We start from the raw sequence: 13594 nt of genomic DNA on the forward strand, positions 1-13594 counted from the left end.
TTTGGGTTTATGTATAGTTTCTATACGGTTAAATATGCCATCCGGTTTCAACATTTTTCAGAGTCAGGCAAAAAGCGGACATAAAAACTCCCCATCTGCTCGTTACCATGCGGAACGGGACGGGGAGATTTCTTTATCTGTCATTTGTCTGCCAACGGAATGCTCACGGTGAATGTCGAGCCCTTGCCCGGCTCGCTTTCGACCGTAATCGTCCCGCCATGCAGATCCACCAGGTGCTTTACAATGGAGAGTCCGAGCCCGGTTCCCCCGGAATCCCGGCTCCTTGCCTTATCCACCCTGTAAAAACGTTCAAATAATCTGGGAAGCTCCTCAGCAGGAATGCCGATGCCCTGATCGGTAACGGAGATGGATGCCATACCCGCTGTCTCGGCCGCCGTAACCTTGATGAGTGTTCCGGGCTTCGAGTAGCTGACGGCATTGGTCAGTAGGTTGACAAGCACCTGTACGAGCCGCTCCGGATCCGCTTTGATCAGAAGTTCATGGGGATAATCGACCTCAACTGTCATTTCCCGGTTTTTCAGCCTGCCGGAAATGGATCTCACTGAACGTTCGATGACTTCATTCACATTAACGGGCTGCAGCCGGAGTACATATCCTTCTTTCTCAATCTTGGATAGGTCCAAAAGATCTTCGATCAGCATTTCCAGACGGCCGCTTTCGCCATGGATAATCTCCAGGAACTGCATCGCTGCCGATTCATCTTGAATGGCTCCATCCATCAGCGTCTCCGAAAAACCTTTGATCGAGGTGACCGGTGTCCGCAACTCATGGGAGACGTTGGCGACGAAATCTTTTCGGATCTTCTCCAGCCGGATAAGTTCCGAAATATCGTGCATGACGACCACAATGCCGAGCCATCCCCCATGCTTGTCGATGACAGGTGCAGAATACACCGCCATCGTGCGGATACCCGTTTCCGCAATGATATCAATCTGTTCGGTAACCGGCTTTTCCCTGATGGATACCGTATCAATCAGGATGACGAGGGCTTCCGGAAGCGCTGCCGCTTTGTAGGGGATGCCGATTAAGCGGTCATCATCCTTGCCGATTTGGTTGAGGAAAAAAGAATTGGCCATGGAAATTTCAGAATTTCTCCCGATCATAAGCAGCCCGCTGCCCATGTTTGCGATCAGGGTCTCCAGCCGTTCCGCCTCCGTCTCCCGCATCGACTCCATCTCCTGAAGATTCCGTGCGAGCGCATTAACCGCGGTAACCATGCCAAGCTGTGTGCCGGGTGCCGTCCATCCGGCCCTGGCCGAATAATTCCCCTTTGCGAGTTCCATTGTAGTAGCCGTCACCAGGTCGATCGGACGGATATACCGGTCAGTAAGCCGATGGAAAACAATGACGGTCACGATGAATGCCACTGTGAAGACGATAACAATAAGCCGGAGAAACTGTACCGGTGCCACCCCCGGATCTTCACCCGCTATTCTCTGACGGAGCTCTTCCCGCTCACTGTTTTCCATCGCAATTCCCATCTCATCCAAGTGCCGTACAATCGAATCAGATTCTGAACTGCTTTCCTGGAGCTGCAGGATAGGGAATGTCTGACCGAGTACAATTGCCAAGCCGCCAAGTGTAAGGGCCATAATGAGGGTGAATGCCAGGAACAGCTGCCTCTGGAGCGATTTCATCCTTCCTGTGGACCCTCGAATTTATAACCCGTTCCCCGGATGGTCTTGATGAAAACGGGACGTCTGGTGTTTTCTTCGATCTTATCGCGCAGGTGGCTGATATGTACGTCGACGATTCTCGTATCTCCAGCGAAATCATAGTTCCAGACCGCACTCAGCAACTGGTCCCTGGACATGACACGATTCCGGTTTGACATCAGATGGACAAGAAGCTCGAATTCCTTAGGTGTAAATTCAAGCGGTGTGGAACCTTTGTAGGCCTCAAATCGCTCAGGAAATACTTTTAGCGGACCCGATTCATAGATCGATTCTGTAGTTTCGCCATCTGTGTCCGCTGCTGGTCCGCGTTGTTCAGACCTGCGAAGGACTGCCTTGATCCTCGCCACAACTTCCCTGGGGCTAAACGGCTTGGTCATATAGTCATCGGCGCCAAGCTCCAGACCCAGGATCTTCTCAAGTTCATCCGATTTGGCGGTGAGCATGATGATCGGAGTCTCTACACCTCTCTGCCGCAATGTACGGCACACATCCATACCATCCATCTTCGGCAACATCAGGTCCAGTACAATCAGATCCGGGTTTTCCGCTTCCGCCTTTTGCAGACCTTCTTCACCGTCTGCCGCAGTGATCACTTCATAGCCTGCCTGTTTCAGGTTATATTCCAAAAGCGTCAGGATCGGACGCTCATCATCTACGACGAGAATTCGTTTCATGTTCAACCATGCCTCCATCAGCTGCATCGAGCGCTGTAATTTCCGTATTTTCTTCCGCCATCGAAGGGATCTCAGCCAGCAGCTCGCCGGCCATCACTTTACGCAGATTCTCGTCTTCCGCCTCTACACGGACCCGTGCAGTCCGGGAAAAAAGGTCCACTTCGGCGAGGACGAGATCAAAAGTCACCGTTGACCCGTGCCAGGCAGGTTCCGGAAACTTGAACTGCTGTTCCAGCACTCGTGATCCCGGACCGGGAAGATGCCTGGAAACGGCAGCAGTGACAATGCCTGTCAGCATCGTTGCCGGGACGACCGGCCTGTCATAGCCTGCTGCCGCTGTGAAATCATGCTGGATGTAAAGCGGATTGCTGTCATTGGTAAGACCGAGATACAAGAGGAGGTCCCTGTCCTCCATCTTCTCGATGATTTTCAGTGATTCCCCTTCGGTCAGCTCTTCGGCCGGACGGATCCGGACACGGCGCCGGTTGAATAACAATCGAATCTCCCCTTTGGCGGTGTAGTCGGCGGTTGACAGAAATAATCCGCCTCTCTGTTAACTTTCAATATTCCTATTATAGCATGGACTCTGACGGTGTCGTACACAGGCGGCAAAAGAGCTTGCAGAGACCTTCGAAAAAGTCTCATATGCCGAAAAGAGCCGCCGCTATATCCATATTGGAACAGCGACGGCTCTATTATTAATGATTGGTTTCCGGCAGCCTTTGGAAGGCCGCTGCATTCCGGAGTTTCGGGCACATGCCCTGCACCTCCGATTATTCCATCGCCTTCATGACGTTTTTTACTGATGCTGCTGATTTTTGGAGCAATTCTTTTTCATCTTCGGCCAGTTCCAATTCGACGACTCTTTCGATGCCGGCCGCTCCGATCACAGTCGGCACTCCCATGTAGATCCCTTCCATTCCGTACTCGCCCTCCAGATAAGCAATCGAAGGAAGTACCCGCTTTTGGTCTTTCAGGATCGCTTCCGCCATTTCGGCAAGAGAGGCTGCGGGAGCATAGTATGCGGATCCGTTCCCCAGCAGGTTAACAATCTCGGCTCCCCCTTTGCGGGTCCGCTCGACGATCTCTCCGATCCGTTCAGCAGGCAGGAGCGTTTCAAGAGGAATGCCTCCAGCGTAAGAATAACGGACCAGCGGAACCATGTCGTCACCATGTCCTCCCAGGACGAATCCGGTGACATCCTTGACCGAAAGATTCAATTCTTCTGCGACAAACGCCCGGAAACGTGCCGTGTCGAGCACGCCAGACTGGCCGATGACACGTTCTTTCGGGAGACCGCTCTCCTTGAAAACCGTATAGGTCATTGCATCCACCGGGTTTGTCAGCACGAGGATGATGGTGTCGGGAGAATGCGCGATCACTTCTGAGGTAACCGCCTTCATGATTTTCCGGTTAGTCTTGACGAGATCGTCCCGGCTCATCCCGGGCTTCCTTGCCATGCCCGCCGTGATAATGACCAAGTCCGATCCTTTTGTCTTGCCATAGTCTGAAGTTCCTGTGATCCTGGCATCAAAACCCAGGACAGGAGCAGCTTCGGCCATATCGAGCGCCTTTCCCTTAGTCGGGTTTTCCATGTCTGGGATGTCGACAAGAACCACATCCCCCAACTCTTTCTGGGCAAGAAGAAATGCTGTTGTCGCTCCGGTGAATCCTGATCCTATTACTGAGATTTTTCTGCGTCTGATGGTCATTGTATCTTCCTCCTTTTGAAACAGGTCTGCTTTCGGCGAAATTTCAGCATGAAAAAAGAGAGGAGCCGGGGCTCCTCTCTTACCATTTCCCGTTATTCAGCCGAAAATGCCTGAACAGATCAAAGGTTTTTGATCAGTTCATCAGCAAACTCGGAAGCTTTAACTTCTGTCGCACCATCCATCAGACGCGCGAAGTCGTAAGTGACGACTTTCGATTCGATCGTCTTCTCGATGGAAGTTGTGATGAGGTTTGCCGCTTCGTTCCAGCCGAGGTGCTCGAGCATCATGACGCCGGACAGGAGAACCGAAGACGGGTTGACTTTGTCGAGGCCCGCGTATTTCGGTGCTGTACCGTGTGTCGCTTCGAAGATCGCATGGCCGGTCTCGTAGTTGATGTTCGCACCAGGTGCGATACCGATGCCGCCGACCTGCGCAGCAAGCGCGTCGGAGATGTAGTCGCCGTTCAGGTTCATTGTCGCAACGACGTCGAACTCTTTCGGGCGTGTCAGGATCTGCTGAAGGAAGATGTCGGCAATAGCGTCTTTGATGATCAGTTTGCCAGCAGCTTCAGCATCGGATTGTGCTTTGTTCGCAGCATCCGTGTCTTGCTCTTCCTTGATCTTGTCGTACTCGTTCCAAGTGAAGACCTTGTCGCCGAACTCTTGCTCAGCCACTTCGTAGCCCCAGTTCTTGAACGCGCCTTCCGTGAACTTCATGATGTTGCCCTTGTGTACGAGTGTGACAGACTTGCGGCCTTCTTTGAGTGCGTACTCGATCGCAGAGCGGACGAGGCGCTTCGTGCCTTCTTCGGAAACCGGCTTGATGCCGATACCGGATGTTTCAGGGAAGCGGATGTTCTTGACGCCCATTTCGTTTTGGAGGAATTCCACAACTTTGTTTACTTCATCTGTACCCTGCTTGTACTCGATGCCGGCATAGATGTCTTCAGTGTTTTCACGGAAGATGACCATGTCTGTATGTTCAGGGTGCTTGACCGGCGAAGGAACGCCGTCAAAGTAGCGCACTGGACGCACGCATGCGAACAGGTCGAGTTCCTGGCGAAGTGCGACGTTCAGGGAACGGAAGCCGCCGCCGATTGGAGTCGTCAGAGGACCTTTGATTGCGATGAGGTACTCGTCGATCGTTTTCAGCGTTTCTTCAGGGAGCCAGTTTCCTGTTTCGTTGAAAGCCTTCTCGCCTGCAAGCACTTCTTTCCAGACGATCTGCTTCTTGCCGTCGTATGCCTTCTCAACCGCTGCCTCGAGGACGCGGGAAGCTGCATTCCAGATGTCAGGGCCTGTGCCGTCACCGATGATGAACGGGATGACAGGTGCATCAGGTACGTTCAGTTTACCGTTGGATACTGTGATTTTTTCACCGTTTGCCATTGTAGCATTCCTCCTGATTCTATCTTCTTCACAAGTAGGGGACGGCGGATGCCGTCCCTATCATTGTACACTATTTCACATACAATTAGCGTTCGTTTACCGGAACATAGGATTGCATTCCCGGACCTACATACTCCGCACGCGGACGGATCAGGCGGTTATTCGAATATTGTTCGAGGATGTGCGCGATCCAGCCCGACATGCGGGACACTGCGAAAATCGGAGTGAACAGGTCGTGGTCAATGCCGAGCGAGTGGTAGACCGATGCCGAGTAGAAGTCGACGTTTGGAGGCAGGTTCTTCTGGCCCGTCACGAGTTCTTCAATTTGAGTGGACATCTTGTAGAGGTCTTCCTGCCCTGTGAGGCCGGTTAGCTTCTCGGACATTTCACGCAGGTGCTTCGCACGCGGGTCGCCCTTGCGATAGACACGGTGGCCAAAGCCCATGATCTTCTCTTTATTGTCCAGTTTTTCCTGGATATAAGATTCAACCTTGTCCGGGGATCCGATCTCGGTGAGCATCTTCATAACCTGTTCGTTCGCGCCGCCATGCAGAGGTCCTTTAAGCGCGCCGATTGCTGCAGTCACGCCGGAATAGATGTCGGAAAGCGTCGCGACACATACACGTGCGGTGAATGTGGAAGCATTCAGCTCGTGGTCTGCATGGAGGACAAGAGCTTTGTTGAATGCTTCTTCTTCGATCGCTTCAGGCTCCTTGCCGTTCAGCATATAGAGGAAGTTCGCAGCGTAGCTGAGTTCCTTCTTTGGAGCTACCGGCTCCTCGCCTTTTCGGATGCGTGAAAATGCAGTGACGATTGTTGCGACTTTGGCCTGCAGCTCGATGGCCTTCTGGTAGTTCGCCTCGTCGGACATGTCTTCCGCTTTTTCATCATACAATCCCAAGAGCGAAATCGCCGTGCGAAGTGCTGTCATCGGGTGCACATTGTTGATCGGATAAGTCTTGAAGTGGTCGAGCACTTCCTGAGGCACAGCCATATTATCCGCAAGTTGCTGTTTTAGCTCGGATAGCTCGTCCGCTTTTGGCAGGCGTTTGTGCCAAAGAAGATAAACAACTTCTTCGAAACTTGCATGATTTGCCAGATCATCGATGTCATAACCGACATATGTAAGTGTATCGTCGATGATGGAACTGATGGAAGACTGGGTAGCTACTACCCCTTCTAGTCCGCGTGTTGCAGTCATAGCAATCTCTCCTTTTTTCCCTGTAATGCCGTCATCCGGACATAAAAAAAACCGGAGTCTGGCCAATATTCAGCTTGTACTATCTGATTAAACGCTTACAAGAACATTATAATCATTTCTAACATTTTTGTGAATGGATATGCCTGATTTTCTTTTACTGCGGGCCAGAATCAGCAAAAAGAAGGCTAAAGCATCAAAAAAAGAGGCTGAGAACAGGAGGGTGAAAAGGTGAAAAGCGGAATCAAATTCCAAAACGGGCTCAAAACATATGGTCCGGTCGCTGCCGGAGCAGCCCTCTGCTTTCTGTTGCCGCAGCTGTCGCTCGCCATACTTGCAGGCTACATCGCTGCTCCCGCAGTTTCCTTTATGAAAGAGCGTCTCCGAATCCCTCTTCCGGTTGCCGCCATTGTGGCAGAACTCCTGATATTGGTGTCTGCAGCATTTGCCCTGCTGTTCGCGCTTCAGCAGATCATCATCGCTTTGCCGGCAATCCGTGCTGCCCTTTCTTCTATGCACTTCGAGCACCCGGTCGCTTCTGAGTGGCTTATTTACGCAGAAACAGCTTTGACTGCAGCCGGTGACCGGCTCATCGACTCGTCTGCGGGCATGGTACAAACCGCATTCAGCCGTGTATTCTCTTTTATCCTTTTCCTGCTCGCCTTCTACTTCTCTCTTTACGAATCAGCCAGGGACCGCTACTGGTTCCTTGCCGCTCTTCCTGCGGAGGCCAGAAAAAAAGCGAAAGGAATGTTCCGTGAAGGCGGGAGCCTCTTTGGAACATTCCTCTTCGTGGAGATCAGGCTGATCTTGCTGACATTTGGCATACTGAGCATCGGACTTGCTGCACTCGGTTTCGGATCTCCGGTCGGAAGGGCGTTTCTCATCGCCCTCGCAGACAGCTTGCCGTTTCTTGGCGTCGGCATCTTCCTGATCCCAATGGCTGCCTACTACCTGCTGAGCGGAAGCCCGCTTCTCGGTACAGCGCTGATCATACTCTATGTTTTTGTGATGCTGACCCGGCAGATCGCAGAATCACGGATGTGGGCAGCCACGTTCCAGCTGCGACCGTCCCAAACCTTTTTCATCACGGCTGCGTCCATCCTGCTTTTCGGACTGGCCGGGATCATATTGAGCCCGATCCTGCTGTTTGTGGCGGCCCGCATCAAAAAAATGCCGGCGTTTAGCGGATGATGACCACATTGCCTTTTTTCATCTTCTTCCTGATCTGGCGGTAGAGAAGCGGTTTCAATGCTTTTCTGGCTGCCGGTAAAAGGAACACAAGACCGATCAGATCGGAAATAAAACCGGGAAACAAAAGCATGAGTCCTGCAGCCAGGATAAACAAACCATCCAATGCCGCATCTCCCGGCGGAAGTCCTTCCTCTGCCTTTTTGCGGATCTCCTGCCATGCACGCAGCCCTTCACGCTTTGCAAGAAAACTCCCGGCAGCCGCAGTAAGCAGTATCAATAGAATCGTTTCAAATACACCGATCTGGCTTCCCGCGTAAAGAAGGACCGCCAGCTCGGCCGTCGGAACCGCGATAAACAAAAGGAACAGCCATTTCAAAATGCAAAATCCTTTCGAAAGACGCCCTGCCATTCCGGCCAGGGCGTCTAGTTTTCTTGTTCTGATTATAGCACGGAAGCATGACCGTTGTAGACTACGCCGGCTTCGGCATCGATTGTAAGATCCTGTCCGTCTTCAATATCGGTCATCGCGTTTTTCACGCCGATGATGACCGGAATGCCCACATTCAGGCCGACGACGGCAGCATGGCTGGTCAGTCCGCCTTCCTGTACGACCATGCCTGCACACTGTTCGATGGCCGGCATCATGTCACGGTCTGTTCCATATGTCACGAGAATCTTGCCTTTCGTATCGCGGGCAAGCGCTTCTTCCGCATTCCGGACAACGACGGCTTCGCCAAACGCGACCGCCTTCCCGATACCCTGGCCTTTCGCCAGAAGATCACCGATAACATGGATCTTCATCAGGTTGGTCGTGCCCGCTTCACCGACAGGCACACCGGCTGTAATGATCACGACATCTCCATGAGTGACGTATTTATGCTTGATGCTTTCCTCGACAGACGTCTCCAGGATGGCATCAATGGATTTCACACGCTCGCCGACAATCGGATAAACACCCCAGACAAGCGTGAGCCTGCGTGAGCATTCGTCTGAAGCCGTCACTGCAATGATCGGGCAGCCCGGACGGTATTTCGCGATCATCTTGGCTGTCTGCCCGCTCTCGGTTGGTGCGATGACGGCTTTGACATTCAGGTTGACCGCCGTATAGGCTGCGGCCTGTCCGATCGAGTCGGTCATATTGCCCTGTTTTTCGCGGCGACGTGTTGAAATGACCGAACGGTAATCAACGGCAGCTTCCGCTGTCTTTGCAATCCTGTCCATCGTCCGGACGGACTCTGCCGGATATTGTCCCGCTGCAGTTTCTCCAGAAAGCATGATCGCATCCGAGCCGTCAAGAATGGCGTTCGCCACGTCGCTCGCCTCCGCACGTGTCGGGCGGGGGTTGCGCTGCATCGAATCCAGCATTTGCGTGGCGGTGATAACCGGTTTGCCCGCCTGGTTGCACTTTTCGATCATGCGCTTCTGCACAATCGGAACTTCCTCCGCCGGAATCTCCACTCCCAGATCGCCTCGCGCGACCATCAGTCCATCCGAGACTTCGAGGATGGAGTCGAGGTTATCGACCCCTTCCCTATTCTCGATCTTCGGGATGATCTGGACATGGCCGGCGTCGTTTTCCTCCAGCAGCTTTCTGATTTCCATGACATCGGAAACCCTGCGTACAAAGGAAGCCGCGATAAAGTCGACCCCGTTCCTGATCCCGAACAGGATATCAGATGCATCTTTATCCGTGATGCCGGGAAGCTGGACCGACACGCCAGGGACATTCACCCCTTTTTTATCTTTCAGGGTGCCGGCATTCCTGATGATCGTCCGGATGCGGCCGGCTTCAGGATCTGACTCCCTGACTTCCAGCTCGATCAGTCCGTCGTCAAGCAAAATGGTGGAACCGGCATGCACATCTTCAGCCAGTTTGTCATAAGTGACCGAGAAACGGTTGGTGTTCCCGACCACTTCCGTCATCATGATATCGATTTCCTGCCCGTTCTCCAGCTCTATGGCTCCGCCTTCCATCTTGTGGGTACGGATCTCAGGGCCCTTCGTGTCCAGGAGAATTCCGACTACACGGTTCATCTTCCTGGCCGCCTTGCGGATGTTTTCAATCCTGGCCCGATGTTCTTCATGATCACCATGCGAGAAGTTGAGGCGCGCCACGTTCATGCCTGCGCCGATCAGCTGCTCCAGCATCTCCGGCGATTCACTAGCCGGTCCGATTGTACATACGATTTTTGTCTTCCTCACATCGCTCGCCCCAATCCTTTAGATCGATAGTTCTTTCGAAAGTTCATACAGGCCGTCTTCCATGCCTTCCCTTCTGCTGAATACTTCCGTTAAAGGATAGTCTATCACTGCGTGGTTTCGCATGCCAACGGCGACACCCGTCTTACCCTCGATCAGGACTTCGACAGCCCTTGCACCGAACTTCGATGCCAGTACCCGGTCGCGCCCGGTCGGGCTTCCTCCGCGCTGAATATGGCCCAGTACCGAGACTCGGGTCTCGATATCCGCAGCTTCCTTGAGTTGGCCGGCGAGAGCATGTCCTGTCATGACACCTTCTGCAACAATCAGGATGCTATGCTTTTTGCCGCGGCCGGTCCCTTGCCGGAGCCTGGAAATGATTTCTTTGATGTCATGGGGCCGTTCAGGGATCAGAATAGATTCCGCACCGCCGGCTACCCCGGCCCAGAGCGCCAGGTCTCCCGCATCGCGGCCCATCACTTCGACGATGAACGTCCGCTCATGCGAGGTGGCGGTGTCCCGGATTTTGTCGATGGCATCGATCACAGTGTTAAGCGCCGTATCGAAACCGAGCGTATAGTCCGTGCCCCTGATGTCGTTGTCGATCGTACCCGGCACGCCAACACATGCAAATCCCAATTCCGAGAGTGCCTGGGCACCCCTGAATGAGCCGTCCCCGCCGATGACGACAAGCCCTTCGATTCCCCGTTCACGGAGCTGGCGGAGTCCTTCCGCCTGGCCCTCCGCTGTCTTGAATTCAGGGCATCGGGATGAATGCAGCATCGTTCCGCCCCGCTGAATAATATCTCCGACGGAGCCGGCATCCAGCTGCTCGATTTTTCCTTCAATCAGCCCCTGGAAGCCGTTGTAAATTCCAAATACCTCAAGTCCCTCATGGATCCCTTTACGGACTGCGGCACGAATGGCAGCGTTCATGCCGGGGGCGTCTCCTCCGCTAGTCAGAATTGCAATCTTATTCATTCGGGCACCTCCCGATCAAATCTTTATTTTTCGCCTTCTTCATATACCCCGATATCGCGGAATTTACGGTATCTGTCCTCGATTACCTGGTTCCTGTCCATCGGGCAAAGCTGTTCCATTGAAGATCGGAGTGCCTCCCCGATGGCGTTTGCCTGTGCCGCAGCGTCCCGGTGAGCGCCACCCATGACTTCGGGAATGACCTCATCGATGATGCCCATTTCTTTCAGGTCGGCTGCGGTGATTTTCATCGCTTCTGCTGCCTGCTGTGCAAGGGCGGCGTCTTTCCAAAGAATCGATGCAGCCCCTTCCGGAGAAATAACGGAATAGGTCGAGTTCTCAAGCATGTGAATATGATTGGCCACACCAAGGCCGAGCGCGCCTCCGCTCCCGCCTTCGCCAATCACGACGCTGATCACCGGAATACGGAGCCCCGCCATCTCAACCAGATTTCTCGCGATTGCTTCGCTCTGTCCGCGCTCTTCGGCTGCCTTTCCGGGATAAGCGCCTTTCGTGTCAATAAAGCAGATGATGGGGCGTCCGAACTTTTCTGCCTGCTTCATGAGGCGGAGCGCTTTCCGGTAGCCTTCAGGGTGCGGCATTCCGAAGTTTCGCCGAATATTTTCCTTTGTATCTTTGCCACGCTGATGGCCGATGACGGTCACCGGCGTCCCGTCGAACGATGCAACACCTCCGACAATGGCGGCGTCATCTCCATATGAACGGTCGCCATGCAGCTCAATGAAGTCCTCAAAAAGATAATCGATATAATCCAGCGTTGTCGGACGCTCGGGATGACGTGCAACTTGGACACGATCCCATGCACTCATATTCCCGTAGACATCCGATTCAAGCTTCTGCAGACGATCTTCCAGGCTCTTTATTTCATCGCCCATATCTACATGGGCATCATCCGTAATATTCTTCAGTTCTTCAATTTTCTCTCTAAGCCGTACAACCGGCTCTTCAAAAGGCAGCGGCTTCACCATTTCAGCGTGCCTCCTTCGTATGAAATCCGATCAATGCGGAAAGTGTCTTCTTCATCTCCGAACGGTGGACGACGGCATCCAGCTGTCCGTGCTCCAGAAGAAATTCAGCCGTCTGGAAGTCTTCCGGAAGCTTTTCCCGTACCGTCTGCTCGATGACCCGCCGGCCAGCAAACCCGATCAGCGCCTTGGGTTCAGCTAAGTTAATATCGCCGACCGACGCGAAACTTGCAGATACTCCGCCCGTTGTCGGATGGGTCATGACCGAGATGAAAAGAAGGCCCCGATCGGCATGGCGGGAAAGTGCAACACTCGTCTTCGCCATCTGCATCAGCGAAAGGACGCCTTCCTGCATCCTGGCACCTCCGCTTGCCGTGAAGATGATAAACGGAATGCCTTCGTCCGTCGCTTTTTCAATGGCGCGGGTGATTTTCTCACCGACGACAGAACCCATGGAGCCCATCCGAAAATGGGAGTCCATGATCGCGACTGCAGTCCGTTGGCCGTTGATTTCACCGATGCCCGTGAGCACCGCTTCATTCAGGCCTGTCTTCTCTGCATCGGCATTCACCTTTTCTTCGTATGAAGGGAAGCCGAGAGGATTGACTGTTTTCATCCCTTCGTCCATCGGAACAAAGGATTCTACATCGAACAGGCATTCCACCCTCTCGTATGCCGTCATTTTATAATGATGTCCACAGTCCGGACAGACTTTATCACATTTCATCAGATCCTTCGTTAGAACAATGGACTTGCATTCCGGACACTTTGTCATAAGTCCTTCCGGTACATCCTTCGATGCGTCAGACGGGACTGTCATGTATCGCTTTTTATTTTTTTTGAACATCTCTCGGATGATTGCCATCGGTATTCCCCCTTTGAGCGTGTACAATTGCGGTCCAGCGGTCATAGGCCGCCACCGCCTCTTCTGTTTCGCCGCTCCTGATTTTCCTGAGCATACATGCGATCTCGGTCCGTTCGTCAGACCCTGCCTCGCCCGTATACGGCTTCCCTGCATATTGGTAGAGCAGATGCCAGATTTTCAGGGACAGCCGGTTGCCGGATGCGATCAGCACTTCACGTACAATGTCCTCCCTCAAATAAGGGGCCTCCGATTCCGCTGCTGCGATCAGCCCCGTCCATAATGGCAGGTTCCGGGTCTCCTCATCTGCCGAAGCCGAGCGGACCGCTTCTTTTTCATGAATCTGCATCGTCGCCCTCACATCTTCGAGAGACTTCGGCTCCTGCATGATGAAGGCGGCCAGCACTTCGACAAGCTGATGTTTGCGGAAGTCGGACAGAAATGTTCCTTCTCCCTGCCTCGATTCGATCAGCCCGAGCAGCTCCAGACTCCTCAGAGCTTCCCTGATCGTAGAACGCCCGGTACCGAGCCGCTCGGCCAGAACCCGCTCGGAAGGCAGCTTATCTCCTGCCAGAATATTTTCATTCCTGATAAGGGTGCGTAATTCCTGCACCACTTCAAGAAACATTTTGCGGGACGGTTTGGTTTCGGTCATTGTCGCGCTCCTTGTTTACCATTTAATTCAAAGTGGTCTGACCACTCGTCT

General features: G+C 53.2%; 13 protein-coding genes. 1 reads left to right on the forward strand and 12 read right to left on the reverse strand.

Annotated elements, in window-relative coordinates; genetic code table 11:
- Positions 1-140: 140 nt before the first annotated feature.
- The 6 genes from pnpS to citZ form a co-directional block, all read right to left on the reverse strand.
- Entirely contained in the window at positions 141-1658 is a 1518-nt protein-coding gene (gene pnpS / locus BMX91_RS07910; protein ID WP_092051854.1) for a two-component system histidine kinase PnpS, read from the reverse strand.
- Positions 1655-2371 carry a response regulator transcription factor gene (locus BMX91_RS07915; protein ID WP_092051857.1) on the reverse strand — a complete coding sequence of 239 codons (717 nt, stop codon included), beginning with the start codon at positions 2369-2371 and terminating at the stop codon, positions 1655-1657. Before BMX91_RS07915 ends, pnpS begins: the two co-directional genes overlap by 4 nt.
- Positions 2346-2867, reverse strand: a complete 522-nt coding sequence (locus tag BMX91_RS07920; RefSeq protein WP_177168319.1) for a MaoC/PaaZ C-terminal domain-containing protein — start codon at positions 2865-2867, stop codon at positions 2346-2348. Before BMX91_RS07920 ends, BMX91_RS07915 begins: the two co-directional genes overlap by 26 nt.
- Positions 2868-3144: 277 nt before the next feature.
- The gene (gene mdh, locus BMX91_RS07925; protein WP_092051860.1) at positions 3145-4083 is read right to left on the reverse strand and encodes a malate dehydrogenase; all 939 of its coding nucleotides are present in this window, start codon (positions 4081-4083) and stop codon (positions 3145-3147) included.
- A 119-nt stretch (positions 4084-4202) separates the two neighbouring features.
- On the reverse strand, positions 4203-5471 hold the full coding sequence (icd, locus tag BMX91_RS07930) for an NADP-dependent isocitrate dehydrogenase (protein WP_092051863.1): 1269 nt from the start codon (positions 5469-5471) through the stop codon (positions 4203-4205).
- Positions 5472-5556: 85 nt separating this feature from the next.
- A complete protein-coding gene (gene citZ / locus BMX91_RS07935; RefSeq protein WP_092051866.1) occupies positions 5557-6672 on the reverse strand; it encodes a citrate synthase in 1116 nt (371 codons plus the stop codon).
- 228 nt (positions 6673-6900) lie between these two features.
- On the opposite strand from citZ, the gene BMX91_RS07940 reads away from it, so the two are divergent.
- On the forward strand, positions 6901-7863 hold the full coding sequence (locus BMX91_RS07940) for an AI-2E family transporter (protein WP_092051869.1): 963 nt from the start codon (positions 6901-6903) through the stop codon (positions 7861-7863).
- On the opposite strand, the gene BMX91_RS07945 is transcribed toward BMX91_RS07940, so the two are convergent.
- The 6 genes from BMX91_RS07945 to BMX91_RS07970 form a co-directional block, all read right to left on the reverse strand.
- A complete protein-coding gene (locus BMX91_RS07945) occupies positions 7853-8239 on the reverse strand; it encodes an FxsA family protein (protein WP_092051872.1) in 387 nt (128 codons plus the stop codon). The two genes, BMX91_RS07940 and BMX91_RS07945, sit on opposite strands and share 11 nt — an antisense overlap.
- Positions 8240-8304: 65 nt before the next feature.
- Positions 8305-10065, reverse strand: coding sequence for a pyruvate kinase (gene pyk / locus BMX91_RS07950; RefSeq protein WP_092051874.1), 1761 nt, complete (start codon positions 10063-10065; stop codon positions 8305-8307).
- An 18-nt stretch (positions 10066-10083) separates the two neighbouring features.
- Positions 10084-11043 carry a 6-phosphofructokinase gene (gene pfkA / locus BMX91_RS07955; protein WP_092051877.1) on the reverse strand — a complete coding sequence of 320 codons (960 nt, stop codon included), beginning with the start codon at positions 11041-11043 and terminating at the stop codon, positions 10084-10086.
- Positions 11044-11066: 23 nt separating this feature from the next.
- Positions 11067-12029, reverse strand: coding sequence for an acetyl-CoA carboxylase carboxyltransferase subunit alpha (locus tag BMX91_RS07960; RefSeq protein WP_092051879.1), 963 nt, complete (start codon positions 12027-12029; stop codon positions 11067-11069).
- 1 nt (position 12030) lies between these two features.
- Complete coding sequence (gene accD / locus BMX91_RS07965) at positions 12031-12891, reverse strand: acetyl-CoA carboxylase, carboxyltransferase subunit beta (protein ID WP_092051882.1); 861 nt, start codon at positions 12889-12891, stop codon at positions 12031-12033.
- Positions 12857-13543, reverse strand: coding sequence for a FadR/GntR family transcriptional regulator (locus tag BMX91_RS07970; RefSeq protein WP_092051884.1), 687 nt, complete (start codon positions 13541-13543; stop codon positions 12857-12859). Before BMX91_RS07970 ends, accD begins: the two co-directional genes overlap by 35 nt.
- Positions 13544-13594: the final 51 nt, after the last annotated feature.

Source organism: Bhargavaea ginsengi, assembly GCF_900109165.1.
GTDB lineage: Bacteria > Bacillota > Bacilli > Bacillales_A > Planococcaceae > Bhargavaea > Bhargavaea ginsengi.